This is a genomic window from Vibrio sp. Isolate32, from assembly GCF_022397955.1.
GTDB lineage: Bacteria > Pseudomonadota > Gammaproteobacteria > Enterobacterales > Vibrionaceae > Vibrio.
In genome coordinates this window covers 86,939-107,647 of the sequence record NZ_JAKEUQ010000004.1, presented here as the reverse complement: position 1 = coordinate 107,647, position 20,709 = coordinate 86,939, and the positions used below count along the sequence as shown (strand labels likewise).

General features: G+C 44.2%; 16 protein-coding genes. 8 read left to right on the top strand and 8 right to left on the bottom strand.

Annotated elements, in window-relative coordinates:
• Positions 1-91: 91 nt before the first annotated feature.
• From L1D11_RS04825 to L1D11_RS04800, 6 genes are read left to right on the top strand one after another with little or no spacing between them, the layout of a single operon-like run.
• On the top strand, positions 92-1,048 hold the full coding sequence (locus L1D11_RS04825; protein ID WP_239832368.1) for a MoxR family ATPase: 957 nt from the start codon (positions 92-94) through the stop codon (positions 1,046-1,048).
• A 10-nt stretch (positions 1,049-1,058) separates the two neighbouring features.
• Positions 1,059-1,985, top strand: a complete 927-nt coding sequence (locus L1D11_RS04820; RefSeq protein ID WP_239832367.1) for a DUF58 domain-containing protein — start codon at positions 1,059-1,061, stop codon at positions 1,983-1,985.
• Positions 1,982-2,467 carry a DUF4381 domain-containing protein gene (locus L1D11_RS04815; RefSeq protein WP_239832366.1) on the top strand — a complete coding sequence of 162 codons (486 nt, stop codon included), beginning with the start codon at positions 1,982-1,984 and terminating at the stop codon, positions 2,465-2,467. The genes L1D11_RS04820 and L1D11_RS04815 overlap by 4 nt, the downstream gene beginning before the upstream one ends.
• Complete coding sequence (locus tag L1D11_RS04810) at positions 2,460-3,452, top strand: VWA domain-containing protein (RefSeq protein WP_239832365.1); 993 nt, start codon at positions 2,460-2,462, stop codon at positions 3,450-3,452. Before L1D11_RS04815 ends, L1D11_RS04810 begins: the two co-directional genes overlap by 8 nt.
• On the top strand, positions 3,445-5,361 hold the full coding sequence (locus L1D11_RS04805) for a VWA domain-containing protein (protein WP_239862136.1): 1,917 nt from the start codon (positions 3,445-3,447) through the stop codon (positions 5,359-5,361). The genes L1D11_RS04810 and L1D11_RS04805 overlap by 8 nt, the downstream gene beginning before the upstream one ends.
• A 2-nt stretch (positions 5,362-5,363) precedes the next feature.
• On the top strand, positions 5,364-7,043 hold the full coding sequence (locus L1D11_RS04800) for a BatD family protein (protein ID WP_239832363.1): 1,680 nt from the start codon (positions 5,364-5,366) through the stop codon (positions 7,041-7,043).
• 68 nt (positions 7,044-7,111) lie between these two features.
• Here L1D11_RS04800 and L1D11_RS04795 read toward each other — a convergent pair whose 3' ends face one another.
• From L1D11_RS04795 to L1D11_RS04775, 5 genes are all read right to left on the bottom strand, one after another.
• Positions 7,112-9,256 carry a GGDEF domain-containing protein gene (locus tag L1D11_RS04795; protein WP_239832362.1) on the bottom strand — a complete coding sequence of 715 codons (2,145 nt, stop codon included), beginning with the start codon at positions 9,254-9,256 and terminating at the stop codon, positions 7,112-7,114.
• 336 nt (positions 9,257-9,592) lie between these two features.
• Positions 9,593-10,342, bottom strand: coding sequence for a phosphate ABC transporter ATP-binding protein PstB (pstB, locus tag L1D11_RS04790; protein WP_239832361.1), 750 nt, complete (start codon positions 10,340-10,342; stop codon positions 9,593-9,595).
• 75 nt (positions 10,343-10,417) lie between these two features.
• Positions 10,418-11,281: a phosphate ABC transporter permease PstA gene (gene pstA, locus L1D11_RS04785; protein WP_239832388.1), complete on the bottom strand. Its 864-nt coding sequence runs from the start codon at positions 11,279-11,281 to the stop codon at positions 10,418-10,420.
• Positions 11,282-11,346: 65 nt separating this feature from the next.
• A complete protein-coding gene (gene pstC / locus L1D11_RS04780) occupies positions 11,347-12,276 on the bottom strand; it encodes a phosphate ABC transporter permease subunit PstC (protein ID WP_239832360.1) in 930 nt (309 codons plus the stop codon).
• 126 nt (positions 12,277-12,402) lie between these two features.
• On the bottom strand, positions 12,403-13,224 hold the full coding sequence (locus L1D11_RS04775; protein ID WP_239832359.1) for a phosphate ABC transporter substrate-binding protein: 822 nt from the start codon (positions 13,222-13,224) through the stop codon (positions 12,403-12,405).
• Positions 13,225-13,686: 462 nt separating this feature from the next.
• On the opposite strand from L1D11_RS04775, the gene L1D11_RS04770 reads away from it, so the two are divergent.
• On the top strand, positions 13,687-15,330 hold the full coding sequence (locus L1D11_RS04770) for a methyl-accepting chemotaxis protein (protein ID WP_239832358.1): 1,644 nt from the start codon (positions 13,687-13,689) through the stop codon (positions 15,328-15,330).
• 125 nt (positions 15,331-15,455) lie between these two features.
• Here the strand turns inward: L1D11_RS04770 and L1D11_RS04765 are convergent, their stop codons facing one another.
• Both L1D11_RS04765 and L1D11_RS04760 read right to left on the bottom strand, forming a co-directional pair.
• Complete coding sequence (locus tag L1D11_RS04765) at positions 15,456-16,349, bottom strand: lipase secretion chaperone (RefSeq protein ID WP_239832357.1); 894 nt, start codon at positions 16,347-16,349, stop codon at positions 15,456-15,458.
• Positions 16,350-16,388: 39 nt separating this feature from the next.
• Positions 16,389-17,330: a triacylglycerol lipase gene (locus L1D11_RS04760; protein ID WP_239832356.1), complete on the bottom strand. Its 942-nt coding sequence runs from the start codon at positions 17,328-17,330 to the stop codon at positions 16,389-16,391.
• 410 nt (positions 17,331-17,740) lie between these two features.
• On the opposite strand from L1D11_RS04760, the gene L1D11_RS04755 reads away from it, so the two are divergent.
• Positions 17,741-18,988: an SGNH/GDSL hydrolase family protein gene (locus L1D11_RS04755; protein WP_239834249.1), complete on the top strand. Its 1,248-nt coding sequence runs from the start codon at positions 17,741-17,743 to the stop codon at positions 18,986-18,988.
• A gap of 150 nt (positions 18,989-19,138) precedes the next feature.
• On the opposite strand, the gene L1D11_RS04750 is transcribed toward L1D11_RS04755, so the two are convergent.
• Positions 19,139-20,470 (bottom strand): DEAD/DEAH box helicase, encoded by a 1,332-nt coding sequence (locus L1D11_RS04750; RefSeq protein WP_239834241.1) that lies wholly within the window; start codon positions 20,468-20,470, stop codon positions 19,139-19,141.
• Positions 20,471-20,709 lie beyond the last annotated feature (239 nt).

Sequence of the window (20,709 nt, the reverse complement as noted above, 5' to 3'; positions counted from 1 at the left end):
AATAAATTCCGCAAATGTATTGGAACTTTTTCCTAGTAATCAGTGACCAATACACAAAATAAAAATCAAATGGATACCCAGAGAGTCCAAAATGCACGAAACAAATTTCGAAGTCCTTCAAAACTATCTAGAGTCTCAAATTATTGGTCAAAAAGAGCTCGTTAAGCAACTAATGATCGCCCTTTTGGCGGATGGTCATATCCTCGTTGAAGGTCCTCCCGGCTTAGCAAAAACTCGCGCAGTAAAATCATTGGCTGACTGTGTTGAAGGGGATTTCCACCGCATTCAATTTACCCCTGACTTACTGCCTGCCGACTTAACGGGTACCGATATCTTCCGACCAGAGACAGGGGAATTTACGTTCCAATCTGGGCCGATCTTTAACTCACTTATCCTAGCGGATGAGATCAACCGTGCTCCTGCAAAAGTTCAAGCGGCGATGCTAGAAGCGATGGCGGAAAAACAAGTCACTGCCGGTCGTAAAACCTACGCCCTACCGGAGCTATTTTTGGTGATGGCGACCCAAAACCCGATTGAGCAAGAAGGTACATACCCACTTCCAGAAGCTCAGTTAGACCGCTTCCTGCTGCACCTAGAAGTTGAATACCCAGACATGAAAAGCGAGCTTGAGATCCTGCGACTCAACCGCGGTGAAGCTCAAGGTAACGAATCGGCACAGCCACAAGAGATCTCTCAACAGACTATCTTTGAAGCACGCCAAGAAGTGCTCAATATCCATATGGCAGATACCATTGAGCAGTACATCATCAGGCTGGTCATGGCGACTCGCCAACCTAAGCAGTACAGTGACCAACTGGATCAGTGGTTAGATATGGGCGTGAGTCCGCGTGCGACCATTGCTCTCGACCGCTGCGCTCGTGCACATGCTTGGCTTGCAGGCCGCGACTATGTCACACCACAAGATGTTCAAACGATGGCATTTCCTGTCTTGCGTCACCGCCTGCTTCGCAGCTACCATGCACAAGCTGAAGGTGTCACAGCAAACCAAGTGATTGCACACCTGATTTCGTTGGTTGGTAGCGCATAGGAACACGCGCATGAATAATTTATTACCGAACCACAGTGACGGCGTGATGCTGAACCTGGACGAACTGATGCAATACAAAGCGCAGTCTGTTCGATGGTTGCCTCCAGCGAAAAGCCTCTGGTCACAGCTCAATGGTCAACACGAAAGCAACCGCAAAGGTCGTGGGATGAATTTCTCAGAAGTTCGTCAATATCAAGCGGGTGATGACATACGCAGCATTGACTGGCGAGTAACCGCAAGAACGGGCAAAGCGCATACTAAGCTGTTCTCTGAAGAGAGAGAGCAGCCTGTTATCTTGTACTTAGATTTATCAAGCAGCATGATTTTCGGCTCAACCTTATTGCTGAAATCGGTTCAACTTGCGCACTTTGCTAGTCAGTTGTGCTGGCTAACCGTCGCTCAAAAAGACCGAATTGGCGCAGTCATCGATACCGGAAAAGAAATCATAGAAATCAAACCAAGTAGCAGTAACCATGCTCCTTTGCGTATTTTGCAAAAAGTCATAGAAATCAATAATGCAGCGCTAACCAACCACGATAATCGCTGTGATACCACCTTAGAGCATGGATTGAAGTCTCTTCATCAACTTTGCCCAAAAGGAAGCGATATTGTCCTCCTCAGTGACTTTGTACGCTACCAAGAAAGTGATTACTCACTTACCAGTCAAATACGCCGACACAACAGAGTACGTCTGGTACATTTTTATGACCCGCTAGAGCAAGGTCAAACAGCCTATAAAGGCTCGAAACAAGTTACCGATGGCAGTAAAACGCAGTGGTTTAACTTCTCCTCCACTAAAGAGAAGCAAAAACTCAACCACGCGTTCTCATTAAAAAAACAGCAGCTACAAGAGTTGAGTTTATCTCTCGCGATACCCTATAGCTCGTTGTCGAGTGCACAGCCATTGATGAGCCAGATATCAGGAGCTCAGTCATGAAGCAGACCTTAGATCTAAGCCCTGTGATTGCACCAGATGCGCCAACATGGTGGCCTCTGGCGTGGGGTTGGTGGGCATTGATTGTCACAGCCATTATCCTAATTGCCTTGGTGTTTTTTATTGTAAAACGAAGAAAAAACAACCAACAGCCTAAACAAGAGGCGCTGTCTTACTTCACTAATAGTCATTCTTCTAATCGCTTGTCTCCGAGTGAAGCACAACGCATCCTTCGTCAGGCGGCATTGAGCTACTTCCCACGTGAAAAAGTGGCTGGCCTAGCTGGTGATGATTGGTTGAAGTTCTTAGATGCGCAACTGAAAAAGCCGTTGTTTGTAGAGAAACAAGCTCAGTGGCAACAGTCACTCTATCAAGAACCAACTTCGATAAATGACGAACAGCGTCAAAGCCAACAGCAATTGGTTGACGACTGCGAAACGTGGCTTCGTAAAGCTCTGCCCCCAAAGCGAGGTAGTCATGACTAACTTTCTAAGCACTAACTGGTTAAACATCGAGTTCGTTTGGTGGTGGATGTTTTTCCTCGCACCACTGCCGTTTCTCATTTACATATTCTCACCTAAAGCAGAATCAAGCAGCGCTCTTAAGCTTCCATTTTTGCCAGAGGACAGTAATACAAAGACACCGAGTACTCGCTTACCAAAAGCGCTTTCAGTGCTTATTTGGCTACTGCTAGTCACGGCGAGCGCTCGTCCGGTTTGGTATGGCGAACCCGTTGAGTTTCAGCCAAAGCACCGCGATTTGATGTTGGTAGTTGACCTCTCTTATTCAATGAGCCAAGAGGACATGCAGTTCAATGGCGAGTACATCGACCGCTTATCAGCAGTGAAACATGTGTTGAGTGACTTCATTGAACGTCGTAAAGGCGACCGAGTTGGTTTGGTGCTCTTTGCCGATCATGCCTACCTACAAACCCCTTTGACTTTGGATAGAGACACACTGTCACAACAACTCAATCAAGCCGTCCTAAGACTGATCGGCAATCAAACCGCGATTGGTGACGGCATTGGACTGGCGACCAAGACCTTTGTAGATAGTGATGCACCTCAACGTGTGATGGTACTACTCAGCGACGGCAGTAATACCGCTGGGGTGTTAGACCCACTAGAGGCCGCAGATATAGCCAAGAAGTACAACGCAACCATCTACACCGTCGGTGTTGGCGCAGGCGAAATGATGGTTAAAGAGTTCTTCATGACTCGTAAAGTAAACACAGCTCAAGATTTAGATGAACGCACACTAATGGAAATTGCCAAACGCACTGGCGGTCAATACTTCCGAGCGCGTGACAGCAAAGAGCTGGCAACGATTTACGACACCATTAACCAGTTAGAACCCGTGACAAATGCCACCAAAATATGGCGACCACAACAAGAGTGGTTTTTATGGCCTTTAGCGGCTGCCATGTTCTTCGCATTTATGCTGTTAGCCATTAGGAGAAACAATGTCTAACTTTACTTTTATCTACCCATATTGGTTGTTGGCACTTGCTGCCCTACCCGCTATTTGGTGGCTCAGCAAGAGACAATCAAAACAAGGGTTATTGGCGTCTCATATCGCACGATATTTGGCTCCAGAATCAAGTAAGCCGTCTAAAAACCGCAGCACTTACTTTGTTATTTGGTGGTTGGTTGGTGTTATCGCGCTAGCCGGACCAAGCTTTCAAAACAATGAGCAGCCTAGCTTTGAAAAAACACAGGCTCGAGTTGTGATGATGGATATGTCGATGTCGCTCTACGCTACCGACATAAAACCAAACCGTTTGACACAAGTGCGATATAAAGCGCTCGATCTGCTCTCATTGTGGAAAGAGGGCTTAACCGGAATGGTTGCTTACGCTGGCGATGCTTATACCATTAGCCCGTTAACCTCAGACATCAATACGATTAAGAGCCAAGTACCGAACTTATCTCCAGATATCATGCCTTACCAAGGCAGTAACGCCCCCGCAGCGGTTAAGCTTGCCATTGAGATGATGACTCGAGCAAAGATCTACCAAGGTGATTTGGTACTCATTGCCGATGACATCGATGACCAAGAAAAGAAAGAGATCGACTCGCTACTATCTGATGGCAATTGGACACTATCTATCTTAGCGGTGGGCAGTGAAACTGGCGCACCAATCTCGTTACCAAGTGGCTCGATGCTACAAACCGACTCAGGACAGACGGTAGTAGCAAGAACCAACTTAGAGAACATGCGTGATCTTACACGCAGCTATGGTGGCACGTTTACTGAGGTTCAATTCGATAATTCAGATGTTGAACACATTGCGAACTATCTAGACCGCATTGCTACAACGACAGAAGTGACTAAAACCCATAACTCACTCAACACCAGAGTCAATAATGGCTTCTGGCTACTGCCATTCCTATTGCTGCCTGCGGTTGGGCTTTTCAGAAAAGGGATTATTTGGTGCGGATTGGCTATGGTTCTATCATTTAGCCAACCGAATACAGCGTTTGCAAGCCTATGGAAGACCGATGATCAAGTCGGTTATCAGCTTTATCAAAATGAAGATTTCCAGCAGGCTGCGGAACAATTCAAACAGCAAGAGTGGAAAGGCATCTCACAATACAAAGCGGGAGACTTCGAAGCCGCTGAGCAGACACTACAAGGTTTGACTGACGAAAGTGCTCGTTACAACCTTGCGAATGCTCAAGCACAGCAAGGCAAGTACGAACAAGCGATCGAAGAGTATCAACGCATTCTCGAAAACAACCCAGACCATGAGTATGCGAAGAACAACCTAGAAGTCGTCAAGCAAGCCCAGAAGCAACAGCAACAGCAACAGCAACAGCAACAGCAACAGCAACAGCAACAGCAAGATGATTCTAAATCCAAAGACCAAAAAGACCAAGACCAGCAGAATCAGCAAGGTCAACAAGGTCAACAAGGTCAACAAGGTCAACAAGGTCAACAAGGTCGGCAAAATGATTCGCAAGGCTCACAGGATCAACAACAAAACTCTGCAGACGCTGAAAATTCGCAGAGCAAAGCTGATAGCCAATCTCAAAACACAAGCCAAGAGCAAGCCAAAGACCAATCGAGTGCAAACGCAGGCGAACAAGAGGGCGAGCAATCTAAGCAACCAAGTACAACAAATCATTCTGAGGAAAAAGAGCATGACAAGTCACAGACTCAAAGTGCAAGTGCACAGCAAGCTTCAAACGAGAAAGGTGATAAAGATGGTCAACAAGCTTTAACACAAGCCTCAGAGAAGCCGTTATCAAATGACCCAGATATGCGAAAGCTTGAGCAGGTAGAGAGTGCTAGGGATCCAAGCCAACTACTTAAAGCACAAATGATTTTACAAGCACAACAAAAAAGTGCCCCTAACAACCAGAACAAAAAGTGGTAACCATGCGATTTCTAAATAAGCCATTTTTATCCATAGCTCTAACACTGCTGTTGGGCGCATTCTCGTCATTTTCAGCATTGGCGGCTAATGCCGTGGCGAGTGTTTCACAGAACAGTGTCACCAAAGATGAAGTATTCTTACTTAGAGTGACCACCGACGAGAAGGTCTCTTCTGATGCTCTGGATCTCACCGCACTTCAGCAGGACTTCTATGTCGGTACACCAAGCTTTGGTTCATCAATGCGAATCATTAATGGTAGCCGTTCGGTGTCAAGTGAGTGGAACATCACCCTTGCTCCACTGCACTTAGGTCAAATACAGATCCCGAGCTTTGATATTGAAGGGGCTAAAACCAAGCCTATCACCATCAATGTCGCCATTAATAAATCAGCGCCAACTCAACATGATATGGCTGAGTTTCAACTGAATCTAAGTAAGAGCTCACTATACCCACAAGAGACCGCAGTGCTTGATGTAAAGCTGATCATTAAAGCAGACCCAAGAAGGCTACAAGATCCGAAAATCGCGCCACCAAGCTCTTCTGGCTTAAAAGTAGAACCTATTGGGGAATCGAAGCAGTTTCAAGACGTTCTCAATGGAAAGGAGGTGACAGTAGTTCAACAGTCATTCCGAATCTCGTCACAAAAAGCAGGTCAATTTAAGCTGAACGGGCCCAAGCTAACAGGAGCAGTCGTCTACTCAACCAACAACTCCAATGCAACTCGACTATTCCAACTCGACACGCCCGTTGAAACCTTAGATGTCACCGTAAAGGATGTGCCAAAAGGCTACAAGGGTGAGTGGTTACCAACATCGAGCTTCAAATTGATTCAGCAATGGTCGGATAGCCAAGGTAACGAATTAACTGCTAACAAAGGATTAGCAGGTGACAAGCAAGCCATCGAAATGGAAGCGGGTGATTCTTTAACTCGTACTATTACCATGACGGCGAGTAACTTAACGCAACACCAACTACCAAAACTGAATATCACCTACCCTAATTCGGTTCGTGTTTATGAAGAAAAGCCGCAATTTGGTACCACAAAGTCCGGCGATGCAGTTGTAGTGTACAAACAGGTTCTAATCCCAAAAGAAGCGGGAAACATCTCGCTTCCTGACGTTTCCCAAGCTTGGTTCAATACTGATGCTCAATCAGAACAAACCAGTAAAGCTCTGGGTTTAGAGCTAGCAGTAACAGCAAGTGATCGTGTTGTATCAAGCGCACCTCCAGTTGCTAGCGCGCCGCTCCAACAAACAGCGCCAACGGTGATTAATGTCGATAACCCTGGTTTCTGGCCTTATCTCACCGCCCTATTCGCTGCTTTGTGGTTAATCAGCTCAGCAATGGCTTTCTACTTCTGGTCACGCCGTGGAAAAATCACACAATCGAAGCGCGCAGAACAAAGTTCTTCCAATACCGAAGAGGCGATAATCACTGCTCTGAAGGCACACGATGGTGTGATGACCAGGACCTTATTTGAGCAATGGAAAGCTGAAAATACAGACCTAAGTGATGAGACATTAGAAACCGTTGAAAGTGAACTTACTAAACTAAACCAAGGCCTTTACGGTGAAGCTGGTTCATCAGCCCAAACATGGAGTCCTGAGCTGGCAATCAAAACGGTGAAGAAACCCAAAAGAGTCGCGAGTAAGAAGCATAATAGCTCGCTAGAAAAGCTTTAGTCGACACTGCTCGTCAAAACAGTAAAGCACAAAGACCGTTGATCATATGGAGAACAACGGTCTTTATTTTAAGAAAGAGAGGCAGAAACCTTTTTGCGCTTTAAGGCAGAAACAATTCGATTTCGTCCTGAGTCTTTGGCTTGATATAAGGCTTTATCTGCCTTGCCATATAGCAAATCAAAATCGAATTGGCGCTGGTCAGAAGTTATCGAGGCATAGCCAACGGATGCGGTTAAATAGGGGCTGGTACTACTTTCACAATGGAGGATTTTTGCCTCTTCAATGCATTTTCTAATCGACTCTGCACGTTGCTTTGTCTCTGAGTGATTCGTGCCAATCATCAACAACATAAACTCCTCTCCACCAATACGACAGAATGTTTCTTTGTCATTGTGAACATGAGCATTCAGTATCTCGCCGACCGTCCTCAGAGCCGCATCCCCTTCAGTATGTCCATAGACACTGTTGTACAAACCAAAGTGATCAAGGTCGACAAGAATCAACCCAAATGTAATTTCATTCTGTGAGGAAAACGCACCTTGATCGTTGCAACTCAAGTCTTCTAAAACCTGCGACAACATACGGCGGTTTCCAAGACGCGTAAGAGGGTCTAGCTTAGAAATGATATCCAATTGCTCATTCGCCAACTCTAGCTCTTGGGTGCGCTTACTGACTTCTTGCTCCAGTGTTTCATTGAGCTTTTTCAGTTCTTCTTGAGCCATGGTTCTTTGCAGCACCTCAGCAAGGCTTGAAGCAAAGATACGTATTACCTCACGAAGCTGTGAGGTTAGCGGGCTACGAGTTAGCAAGTTATCGGCAGCGATAAACGCAATAGGCTCACCCGTGTTTGTGGTGAGCATAGTCATGGCCGTCCAACCAACGCCGACAATATTGAAATCGTGGTAAATAGGGACCGACTCTTCGAACGCGACTTGATTCGGACAAGCACGCGCTGCCGCGACAATGTCACGTTCCACTAGCTCAGAGCGATAATAAGACTCATCGACAATATCGCCTTTAATGTCAGTACCCCAAGTACCCTGCATATAACTGCACTTTTTGTCCGTAAGGAAAACTGCCAGTCGATCGATACCTAGATGTTGAATCGCAAAACTAACAGCGGACTTACAGACTTCGCTGACGCTATCGCATCGAGACAGCTCAACCATACTCGAGTGCAACATACGTATGTTCTGCTCTTGGCGCTTGCGAATGTAGATCTGAGAAAGCAAGGAGCCAAAAGACTCAAGCATCTGCTTTTGATAATTAGTAATCGGTGAACGATGAATGTAGTTATCCATGGCGATCCAGCCAACAGGCTTGTCCCCTTCACGCAAGATAAGCATGCCATTCCAGCCCTGCCCAACCACCTTACCTTCTGTATACAAAGGAGCATTATCGATGATCACTAGATTAGTATGATTATCAGACAGCGCTTCAATGTATTCCGCTTCAAGTTGATGCAAATCGTATTGAGTGTGGTGTTCACTGTTGGTTTTACCCGCTTCGTCGGTGCCATAAGTGCCACTGAAACAACGCTTTTTCATATCAAGCAACATGAAGATCGCTCGATCAAAACCTAAACGGTCACGAACTGCTTCAACCGATGCCTTGTACAAGGCATCCAGTGACTCAGGGTTAGACAGTTCAAGCGCGACCTGATGAACCAGCTTCATGTTCTCAACAAACAGTTCACGTAGCTTTATCTCATCTAAGTATTGAGCTTCACGTGTGTCTCTGTGTTTGATTTCTAGCACTGCGTTCTTTTCTGCTCGAATGCATTGCCAGCGGGCTGCGGCTAACTGAAGTACGTCAAGGTCTTGATCACAAGTCTGGTTGATCTGCTCTGTACAACAATTTTGAACAATTAAATAAGTTCTGGAGGCCGGCGCATTGTCGAGCATCATGATGAATGACTCACCGCCAAGTACCTTCATGTGTTCCCACTTACAGGTGTTGATAGCCATAGGCAAAACCCCGTCTGCGGTATCGAACTGAGCAACCCAAGGCCAAAATGTAGCAGGATAGTTCGCCAATGAGGTGAGCTCACCGTAGGAGAATAGCGGTAATACGTCACTTTCTGGCGTTGGCTCAGCAAATATTCCAATCCCTTTGGGAGCTAGAACCTTAACCAGATAATCAAAAAGAGACTCAGCCAACAGACGATGGTCGCGTGTCGCAGATATTTGTTTTGCAAAGGCTTTAACAGGCACAGCTTCCTTCCATTGGCGATTAAGAATAAAGCAAAAATACAGAAGCCTTGATATGCAATCAATGTAAGCAAAAATGAGATGTTAAGCGGGTCGCAGTTTCACCTTTAACATTATCACAAGCATGAGAAGGACGACAAAAATGGGATTCTCTGCCCAAAATCACATCGACATTGGGGCTTTTTTAGACACATAAAAAAGCCCCACCTAAAGTGGGGCAAAACTTCCATCGCTTATAGTTATAGTGATAATTCTGTTGTTCTATTCGATTATCTAACCTGCGTTTCAGTTAGTGTGTAAAGGTATCTAATCGCTTAAACACCACACGTAAAACACCGATTAACCAAAGTCACCGTTTACGTAACCTTTAGTGCGATCATCTTTTGGCTCACTGAAGATAACGCTCGTTTCATTGTGCTCAACAAGTTCACCCATAAGGAAGAAAGCCGTACGGTCTGAGATACGACGAGCTTGTTGCATTGAATGCGTCACGATAACGATAGTGAAGTTTTTCTTCAGATCTTCCATCAACTCTTCAATTTTGTGAGTCGCAATAGGATCAAGTGCTGAAGTAGGTTCATCCATCAAAATCACGTCAGGTTGCATCGCGATCGTACGAGCAATACACAAACGTTGTTGTTGACCACCAGACAAGCCGAATGCGTGTGCTTTCAAACGGTCTTTCACTTCATCCCAAAGAGCAGCACCACGAAGTGAACTTTCAACCACTTGATCAATGTGCTTTTTGTCTTTGATACCTTGAGCACGTAAGCCGTATGCTACGTTCTCGTAGATGCTCATTGGGAACGGATTTGGCTTTTGGAAAACCATGCCTACTTTAATACGCAGGTCAGCAACATCGATATTGCCGTAGATATTGTCGCCATCCATCTCCAGAAGGCCTGTGATTTTCACACCTTCAATAAGGTCGTTCATGCGGTTCAAACAACGTAATAACGTTGATTTGCCACAACCCGAAGGGCCAATCAAAGCAGTCACTTGGCGCTCAGGTACCGGCAGGTTGATTGATTTAAGTGCTTGATTGTCGCCATAAAAAAGGTCTAGGTCTTTAATATCAAATTTGTTCATATTCGTAATCTCGTAATTCGTCAAAGTCTGTACTGTGTCTGTTTTAGGAGCTCATCTGGCTCTAGAAAACCCTGCTTAGTAAGTTGCAGTATTAAAACGTCTTGCGATCAACTTAGTGAGTGTGTTGATCAGCAGTACAAGAACAATCAGTACTGTTGCAGTGCCGTATGCTTGATTCCATTCTTCAATGGTAAACAGCTCCGTCGTTAACTTATATAAGTGAACGGTTAGTGTACGACCAGAATCCAATAATGAATCTGGGATACGAGCAACCATACCCGCGGTCAAGAATACTGGCGCTGACTCACCAATAACACGACCAATACTCAAAATAACTGAAGTGAGAATACCTGGCATTGCACTTGGCAGAATCAAACGCCAGATTGTGTAGATTTTAGAAGCACCCAAACCATATGAACCTTCACGGTAAGTTTGAGAAACGGCCATTAACGCTTCTTCAGTGGTTCGAATAATCACTGGAAGAATCAAGATACTCAATGTCAACGCGCCCGATAGGATAGAGAAACCTAAACCTAAAATAGCCACGAAGAATGTCATACCAAACAAACCGAAGATGATTGACGGAATACCCGCTAATGACTCAGTACAAAAACGAATGATCTTAACTAAACGACTTCCGACTTTTGCGTACTCCGTCAGGTAGATTGCCGTCATGATACCAAGTGGCGCCGCAACCGCGATCGAAGCGATAACCATATAAATCGTAGAGATGATCATCGGGAAAATACCGTGTTCATCACCTGTACGTGTATAGTTATCTGTGATGAACTTCCAATCCACGTGCTGTAAGCCGTTAGAAAGGATGTACCACATAATCCAGAATAAGAATCCAACCGTTAAAGCTGCAGCGGCCCAAATGAAACCACTCAGAACTGCATCTTTACGTGCGCGAGCTTTCTTTAACGCGACTCTGTCCAACTTACTACCCTGTGACGTCATTGATTTAGCTTGAGGTGTTGCGTTGTTATCTAAAGACATAATGTTTACCTCGCCTTCTCGCGGTTCAAGTAAAGTAGAATCGCGTTTAGAGACATGATGAATATCAGTAGAACAACACCCGTCGCGTATAATGCGCTTGCATGAACGCCACTTGCGTAAGACATTTCAATCGCAATGTTCGCTGTAAGAGTACGCGCTGAATCTAGAATACCTTCAGGCATAGCTGGCGCATTACCCATCACCATGATGATTGCCATCGTCTCACCAAGAGCACGACCAATACCAAGAATCACACCCGTCATAATGCCTGAGCGAGCAGCCGGAACGAGCAGCTTGAAGATGGTAAAAACCTTTGAAGCACCTAACGCTAAAGAACCCTCTTTATACGTTCTTGGTACTGCACGAATTGATGTTTCAGAAACCGTGATTACTGTCGGTAGAATCATCACACCCAGTACAATGATACCTGCCAAGATCGTGTTACCCGCAGGAACTTGAAACACATTTTGAATCAGGGGAACGATAATCACTAGGCCGAAGAAGCCGTAAACTACCGAAGGAATACCGGCAAGCAATTCAACAGCAGGACGGATGATGTCTGCTAGACGTTTTGGCGCGATTTCAGCAATAAAGATTGCCGTTAATACACCAATAGGCACACCAACTACTACCGCGCCTAATGTCGATACGACAGATGCCACAATCATGGTAGCAACACCGTAAAGTGCCGGTGGTAGCCAATTTTGTCCTAGAACGATGCCCGATAGGCCTGCTTCTTGGAATGCAGGGAGACTTTCTCTAACGATGAAGTAAGCAATCACAGCAAGGGATACGATACCAATGATTGCGCTTGTAAGAAATAAGCCGTGAAAAATACGCTCTTTCCAATCTACGCGCTTCTTTTTACGTAAGCTGCGTTTCAGTTGAGTCGCTTCGCTATTCATAAGCTGTTCACTATTCGTTGCGATGGTCATAACAAGTCTCACATATCGATAATCCTTAACACGCTGTCTCAGCGTACGGATTAACTCGAAGTGGGATAGAAAAGGCTCAGCCTGAAAGGGTAGGCTGAGCAATATTTAAATTAATTGAGATATAGATTAGTTAACTGAAATGTAGCCTTTGTTCTCAACAAGAGACTGAGCTTCGTCAGTTAGCATCCAATCTAGGAACTTTTGAGTTTCAGAAGAAGGTTGACCTTCTTTGTAAAGTACTAGGAAAGGACGAGCTACTTTGTAAGAGCCGTTTTTAACGTTGTCTACAGATGCTTCAGTACCGTCAATTGCTAGCGCGTTTACCGAGTTATCTACTGTACCTAGAGAGATGTAGCCGATTGCGTAAGGGTTAGATGCAACCATTGTTTTTAGTGCACCGTTACCGTTAGCAACTTGAGCTCGTTGAGAGATAGCCGATACTTTCGTGCCAGAAATCTTCATTTTAAGAGACATAATGTCTTCAAATGCACCGCGAGTACCAGATGCTGTATCACGCGTAATAGCTACGATTGGCTTGTCTGCACCACCAACGTCTTTCCAGTTTGTTACTTCGCCTTTGTAGATAGCCGTTACTTGCTCAGCCGTTAGACCTTCAAGGCCATTCTTAGGGTTAACCACGACTGCGATACCGTCACGAGCAACAACTTCTTCCACTAGTGTTTCTTCTTTCTCGCTATCTTTAAGGTTACGAGAAGACATACCTAAATCTGCACTGCCATTCTTAGCTGCTTTAACACCTGCAGATGAACCTGGGCCTTGTACTTCAATAAATACGTTTGAATTCGTTTTCATGTATGTTTCAGAGAAAACTTCCATCAGTGGAGTCACGCTGCTTGAACCAACTGCTGAAATAGTTTCTTTAGCTGAAGCTGGAGTCACTGTTAGTGCACCTAAAAGAGCGATTGCACCGATAACTGTCTTTTTCATCACAAATTTCCTTAAGTGGCGTTATTGCCGTTGTGTTTTACTTGAACGATGCTCACTTTAGAATCCTAATGTGACAGTTGTGTTTCACTTAATTGAAGCCTGTATGACAACTGAAAATTAATGACTGATTTCTCCCCTACTCGATGAATTGATGACTGTATACCTATAATGCTCACTCATTTATCAGAACAGTTCACCTCAAATCAGACACGACTTCTCACAACAACCCTCAATTTATATCGAACACTAACCAATATATGTCCTTATTTATCAGTCAAATATCCGTAAAAAATAAGTAGAAACACGCACATTTAGAGCAATAAATAACCGTGTATAGCAAATACCTATCGCATATAACAAAATCAAAGCCATTACTGATTGAATTATCAATCTCATTGGTTAGAATCGCCAACAAATAATAATAATTATCATCTATTTATTTTATTCAAAGAGGGACATTACATGCGCCAACTTCTCAGTGGCTTATCTATAAAAATACAAATACTAATACCTGTACTCTTTTCCGTCGTATTGCTTTTGACGGGGGTTATTATCGGTGGTGACAAACTAGAAAATGCCTTTAAAGAGGTATCTATCGCAACAGACCAGCTGATACTACATAAAGAAGAACTCAGCGAAATCGTCGACAACAGCTACGGTATGCGCATCAAAGCGATCTACAGCTTGTTCAATGCAGATGATGTGAAAACCTTGGTTCAAACTCTTAATGAAAAGCGCGACCTAAACACTCGTCTATTGAACTCCTTAAATACTGTGCCGGGGATACAAGACGAAGTAGCAGCGATGAGTAAAGCGATGAATCACTATGTCGACTTTTCTCGTACAACAATGCTTCCTTTATTGAAGGCAAAACATGGTAATTCAGCTCTGTCTTCTGACTTCGATGCACGTTACCAAGTGGGCATTGACCAATACCGTCATGCAGGTAACGAGATGGTACAAGCCATCAATACCCTATCTAAAAAGCTCAACTTACTTGCAACGCAAGAAGTAGACATCAATGGTCAGCAACACACCAATACGCTGGATACGGCAACGGTAGCTCTGTTAATTATCCTTTCAGGCGCGCTAGCCATCAGCTGGGTACTCGCAAGCATCATTGTTAAACCAATCAGTAATATTCAATCAACCATGCGTGAAGTTGCTAAAGGTAACTTGTTAGTCAAAGCAGAAGAGTACGGCGATAACGAAATCTCGGCCCTTGCACAAGACGTTAACCAATCGGTAGACCAACTACGTGACACCGTAAGTTCACTTTCTCGAATCAGTATTGAAGTCGCTTCTGCTTCCACAGAACTAGCAGCAGTAATGACGCAATCAAGCGCGAACTCAGATCAAGAGAAGCAAGAAGTTGAGCAAGTTGCTTCTGCAGTGAATCAACTGGAGAGCACAGCTTCTCACGTTAACGAAAATGCCGTGCAAGCAGACTCGGCGTCTAAGCAAGCTGACGAGATGGCAACGCATAGCATGAGTTTGTTTAACGAAAGCAACAAAGCCAATGAGCAAATGGCTATTCAGCTTAGTGAAGCAGCGAATGTTGTGGGAACACTGAAAGAACACTCAGAACAGATTGGTAAAGTAATTGAAGTGATTCAAAGCATCTCAGAGCAAACCAATCTACTTGCGCTTAACGCGGCCATTGAAGCGGCACGTGCTGGAGAAAGCGGTCGTGGTTTCGCGGTGGTTGCCGATGAAGTTCGAATGCTAGCGGCACGTACTCAAGACTCAACCAAAGAGATCCAAACCATTATCGAAGGTTTGCAAATTCAATCTGGCAACGCTAATGAAAGCATGAGCAATTCACTGGCTATGCTAGAGCAAAACCAAGCGCTTGCTAGTGAAGTGAGTATCGCCCTTTCTGGTATCGCTAACTCGGTAACGGACATGACGGAAATCAACACTCAAGTAGCCTCAGCAGCCGAAGAGCAAAGCCAAGTGACATCAGATATTAACCGTAATATATCAAACATCTACAGCCTAGTAAGCCAAAACGTAACCGGCATTACTCAAGCAGCAGCAGCAAGCTACGAGCTATCTAACCTAGCCGAGCAGCAGAAGCGGCAGTTGGATTACTTTAAGGTATAAGTTTCAAGGTATAAAAACTTAAGATGTAAGTGCTTACTTTACATGTATAAATTGTAGTGACCATCTTAAATATTATTAGGCCTACTATTGAATAATCAGTAGTTGGCTTTTTTATACGCCAGACATTACTGACTAGACTCAGCAGCTCTGATCCTTTCAATCGCTTCAACTCTACGAAGTTGCTCTGGCTGAAAGTGCATAATCCGAAGCCGTGCGATAGTCTCTTGTTTGTCAGTTGTCGAGAGTGCTGAATCACTTAAGATGTCATTTCGCTCTGTAAAATAAACCTCTAACGAACCTTCAAAGTCCGCCCTTTGCTTATCGAGCGCTTGGAGTCTTTGGGTTGCTTCTTCACCAACGAGTTCGCTTCTCTTTAAATATTTACCCTGCTCATCGAGGCCTTCAGAGCTAGAGAGCCGTTGGAGTAACACCTGATTCTGATGACTCGACTGAACATAATCGGGTTGCTCAGATAAATAAGACTCAAGCCTTTGCTGATATTCTGACTCGTCTAGCCCTTCTTGTTTCAGAAGTAACTTTTCTAAAGCGATCTCCCTCATTCTGTTGTCATGGGTAAATAGAATACTAACCTCGCTCTCACTGAAAAATTGAGATTGGAGATCGAGCAACGCTTGATTCAGTGCACGTAAGTCCTCTGCAGATATTGAGGTGGTGTCGAATTGAACATCCAATGCTGTCAGTGCCGACTTGTACTCAAGATACTTTGCGAACAATGCTTCATCGACCACCCCTGCTTGTGATTGCTTGTAGTGTTTTGCCACATTGTAACGAATCTCTTCGAGGGTTAATTCTGTATTGCCTGACACGAAATATTCCATCATGTCTTTAGCTGACGCACTATCAATTTCGGTATCTTGTTGAGAGCTAACCTTCAATGAAGAAGCGCTTTGTTCGTTGTTATTATATGAACTTGTATCTTCCTTCTTTAGATATAAAAAGACCGCCGCTGTGCTCATCAGGGCTATCGTGGTTATCGACAAAATGGCGGTCTTTTTCATTATATTTTCCTTATGATCTTAACTGATGGGCAATGTGACCTACAGGCCAGCCAACTTCAATCGATTTGCGTGTTGGCGATATAGCGTCACCGGGTCAGTCTCAAACAAGTGATGTATGCCCAGCAAACCATTGATCTCATCCAGATGATTCATTTTGTAATCGTCGCCAATCACTTTACCTAGGTGAGCACTACAAGCTCCAACAAGCCCATCATTCGGTTCATCAAACGCTAATCCAAGCACAGTCATCGCCGCATCGGTCGGGTCCAGAAGGTTGGTAAAAGTGGAAGACCCTGTCCATGAGTAGTAATAAACACCGTTGCTGGCTTGCCACTCACCATCACCGCATGCAGAGGTTGGAACCCCTTCAGGGTAAAACTGGTTGAAAGCAAGAGAGCCTTCTGTGGTCAGCGCTTCTAATGATGCCAAGCCATCTTGTTCTAGATCAGAACCACCAGAAAGTAGATTGATGAGTGTCGTCAAACCACCAGCCAACTTAACTGCAATCCCTTCTGAAACCGAACCCTCAGGTACCGTTCCACGGACTAAATCTGCCACTTTTGAACCTTTATGAACGCCGCCAATACTCGTTACCGATGCGACAAGGTCTGGTCTCACTGAGGCCACATACCTCGCCGTCGGGCCACCATGACTATGCCCGACAAGGTTGACCTTATCTGCTCCTGTTGCTGCTAGAAGTGTCTCGACTTGAGCAAGTAACTGCTCTCCCCTAACCTCTGAGCTATTTGTCGCTGATACTTGTGCAACGTATACACTCGCGCCATCTTTGGTTAAGGATTCAGGCACCCCATAGAAGTAATCCACACCAGCTAACGTATCGAACCCAAATAAGCCATGTACCAACACAATAGGATATTTGGTTTCAGTGTACCCACTTACTTCTAACGCCGATGCGCTCGCTCCGGCATATACGCCAAAATTGGATAGGCAGGCTATCGTCCAAATTAATATCTTTTTCAATGCTCTTTCCTTAAATAGGTTGGACCTCTGATGAGCAACGGAACCGTAAGTGATTATTTTATAAAACCAAAAAGAGTGACTCGATATTTGTGATGTTTATATTAAAATAAACAATTGGGGTTAACATTAGACTGGCGAAGAATAAACAATAAAAATAACAATAAGGTATTGATTAAAATAACATTTAACCAAGATGGCGTGTTAATTATTGACTCTTAAGTTCCGAGAACAAGAACCAAAAAGTCGTTGGAAGTTTGATGCTTATGCCAGTTATAAAACACAGGCACTATGAATAAATTGACGAGAACCATCAATTTTAGATATAGGTCGTACGAGTGATTTAGTTACTCAGTTATCAACAATAAACAACGTTTATTCGGCTTACTTACACATAAAAAGAGAACACAGTGATGAAATACATGGCTTTGATACTCGCGTTAACCGTACCTTTTGGTGCCTATGCTGCTGAAAATTCAACACCAACACCTGAATCCATTACCTCTGCTCAAGTACTCAGCACACAAGGTTCTGAAACCAACTCTTACGTCCGATGTTGGTATCGCACCGATGCATCTCATGACTCAGCCGTCACAGACTGGAAATGGGCGAAAAAAGAAAACGGGGACTATTACACGATCAACGGATATTGGTGGTCGTCCGTCTCATTCAAAAATATGTTTTACAGTGATACCTCACAATCTGAAATCAAACAGCGTTGTGAACAGACACTCGACATCCAACACGACGTTGCCGATATCACTTATTTTGCGGCAGACAACCGCTTCTCTTACAACCACTCAATTTGGACCAACGATAACGCCATTCAATCCAACACCATCAACCGTATCGTTACTTTTGGTGATAGTCTTTCTGATACTGGTAACTTATTTAATGGTTCTCAATGGATTTTCCCGAACGCTGATTCGTGGTTTTTAGGACACTTTTCGAATGGTTTAGTCTGGACTGAATATTTGGCTAAAGCCAAGGATGTACCTCTATATAACTGGGCTGTGGGCGGAGCAGCAGGTACCAATCAATATGTCGCGATAACAGGTGTTTATGATCAAGTCACCTCTTATCTGACCTACATGAAACTAGCTAAAAACTATCGTCCAGAAAACTCATTATTTACTTTAGAGTTTGGTCTCAATGATTTCATGAACTACAACCGAGAAGTTGCAGATGTAAAAGCTGACTTCAGTAGCGCGCTGATCCGCTTAACCGAATCTGGTGCGAACAATATCTTGCTGTTCACCTTACCCGATGCGACCAAGGCACCTCAATTTAAATACTCAACCGAGCAAGAGATTATTAACGTTCGTGGTAAGATTTTAGAATTCAACCAGTTCATCAAATCCCAAGCTGACTATTACCAAGGTATAGGAAAAAACGTGGTACTGTTCGACGCTAGTGCGTTGTTCGCTAGCATTACCGATAACCCACAACAACATGGCTTTCGAAACGCAAGCGATGCATGTCTTGATATCAATAGAAGCTCAGCGACCGACTACCTGAAAAGCCATAGCTTAACTAATGATTGTGCAACCTATGGTTCAGACAGCTATGTATTCTGGGGCGTGACGCACCCAACCACCGCCATGCATAAATACATTGCCGACCATATCTTAGCTCTTTCATTCTCGACTTTTGATTTCTAAAGCCGACAAAATGGCTCTGTAACCTGAGGTAGCACCTCTCATGCACAGAAGTCAGACACAAAAAAAACCGCCAGCAGGCGGTTTTTATTTACGTTAACTTTTATAAAGTTCTGTTTTTATAAACATTAGCTTTTATCTCACACGAGTTAATTACTCGTCGTTAGTTTTTGGCGCCACTTTCTTCTTAGGGATAAACACGGTATCACCCACTGCCACATTCTGGTGGAAGCTCTTATCACGCTTAACTGGTTTCTTCGATGTTTTCTTAGCTTGAATATTGGTTTTCTTCTTCGCAGGACCGCCTTTAGCAAAAGTAGGTTTGCGCGGTTGAATACCTTTAAATTTGCCTTTTAGGCCTTCAAGCACTGAGAAAGTTAAATCTTGTTGAAGGTAAAGTTCAACACGCTTGAAGCTATCCCAATCTTTTGGACCAACTAAAGAAATCGCATCGCCTTTGTTACCAGCACGGCCAGTACGACCAACGCGGTGAACGTACTCTTCGGTGTGCTTTGGCATATCAAAATTGATAACATGGCTTACGTTTGGAATATCAATACCGCGAGAAGCAACATCGGTCGTTACCAAGATCTTGTAAACAGCACGCTCAAACTGACTCATGATCGTATTGCGCTGCGTTTGGTTTAGGTTACCACTTAGTGCGACAGCTTTAAGCTTCTTCTCATTCAGCTTGTTTGTTAGTCGATCAGTGTCGGCACGAGTTGCTGTGAAGATCATTACCTGACGGTATTCCGCTTCTTCTAATACGCGGTCTAAAATCGCTTCTTTGTGATCAAGGTGATCACATAAATAAAACTTCTGAGTGATATCTAAATGTTGCTCGTTAGAAACACCTACCGAGATACGCTTAGGTGCCTCTAGCATTTCATTGGCAATGCCGTTCACTTCAGCGTGATCTAATGTTGCAGAGAACATTAAAGTCTGACGACGACGGTGCTTAGCCGCGTTTGCAATACGACGCAGCTCTGGAGCAAAACCTAGATCAAGCATTCGGTCTGCTTCATCAAGAATCAGCGTTTCAACACCATCTAAAAACAGTGAGCGGTGTTCAAGGTGATCCGCAAGACGTCCAGGAGTCGCAACAATAAAACGAGGGTACTTACGTAGAGCTTTAACTTGATCGTTAAAGTTTTCACCACCTAAGATAAGTGTGGCTTCGTAAGACAGGCCACCAAGCATGCTACGCAATTCGCCATACACCTGCTTAGCCAACTCACGAGTAGGAGCCAAGATTACACCACGAGGATCACGAGCAGAAAACGCCTTGGTTTTTAATGCTTTGTGAATCATTGGTAACACAAACGCCAATGTCTTGCCTGAACCCGTTTTTGATGAAGCCAATAGATCCTTACCGGCAATAGCAACAGGGATCGCTTTCGATTGGATCTCTGTTGCTTTCTTAAAGTCGTAATGTTTTAAGTTCTTCAGTAAGCGGTTATCTAAGCCTAAATCTTTAAAGTGCAAAGGACTCTCCAAGAATGATGGTATTGAATAAAATTAATTTAACGCAACATGATACCGCGAAAGTACTTTATAAGGATACAGATCACAGTAAATTTATCCCTTCAACTATCTTTAACGAAGAGGCTTTATACATTGCTAGCAAAGTGATGTCTTTTCAGACTAGGTCAAAACCTTTGCCTCACAAATGAGACAGAACGTGACGGTTAGCTAATTAACTCAAAAATTTAGCTCTTTCTCTA

Coding starts and splice junctions, on each gene's coding strand:
- L1D11_RS04825 (WP_239832368.1), top strand. CDS start 92: ATGCACGAAACAAATTTCGAAGTCCTTCAAAACTATCTAGAGTCTCAA.
- L1D11_RS04820 (WP_239832367.1), top strand. CDS start 1,059: ATGAATAATTTATTACCGAACCACAGTGACGGCGTGATGCTGAACCTG.
- L1D11_RS04815 (WP_239832366.1), top strand. CDS start 1,982: ATGAAGCAGACCTTAGATCTAAGCCCTGTGATTGCACCAGATGCGCCA.
- L1D11_RS04810 (WP_239832365.1), top strand. CDS start 2,460: ATGACTAACTTTCTAAGCACTAACTGGTTAAACATCGAGTTCGTTTGG.
- L1D11_RS04805 (WP_239862136.1), top strand. CDS start 3,445: ATGTCTAACTTTACTTTTATCTACCCATATTGGTTGTTGGCACTTGCT.
- L1D11_RS04800 (WP_239832363.1), top strand. CDS start 5,364: ATGCGATTTCTAAATAAGCCATTTTTATCCATAGCTCTAACACTGCTG.
- pstB (WP_239832361.1), bottom strand. CDS start 10,342: ATGAACAAATTTGATATTAAAGACCTAGACCTTTTTTATGGCGACAAT.
- pstC (WP_239832360.1), bottom strand. CDS start 12,276: ATGACCATCGCAACGAATAGTGAACAGCTTATGAATAGCGAAGCGACT.
- L1D11_RS04775 (WP_239832359.1), bottom strand. CDS start 13,224: ATGAAAAAGACAGTTATCGGTGCAATCGCTCTTTTAGGTGCACTAACA.
- L1D11_RS04770 (WP_239832358.1), top strand. CDS start 13,687: ATGCGCCAACTTCTCAGTGGCTTATCTATAAAAATACAAATACTAATA.
- L1D11_RS04765 (WP_239832357.1), bottom strand. CDS start 16,349: ATGAAAAAGACCGCCATTTTGTCGATAACCACGATAGCCCTGATGAGC.
- L1D11_RS04755 (WP_239834249.1), top strand. CDS start 17,741: ATGAAATACATGGCTTTGATACTCGCGTTAACCGTACCTTTTGGTGCC.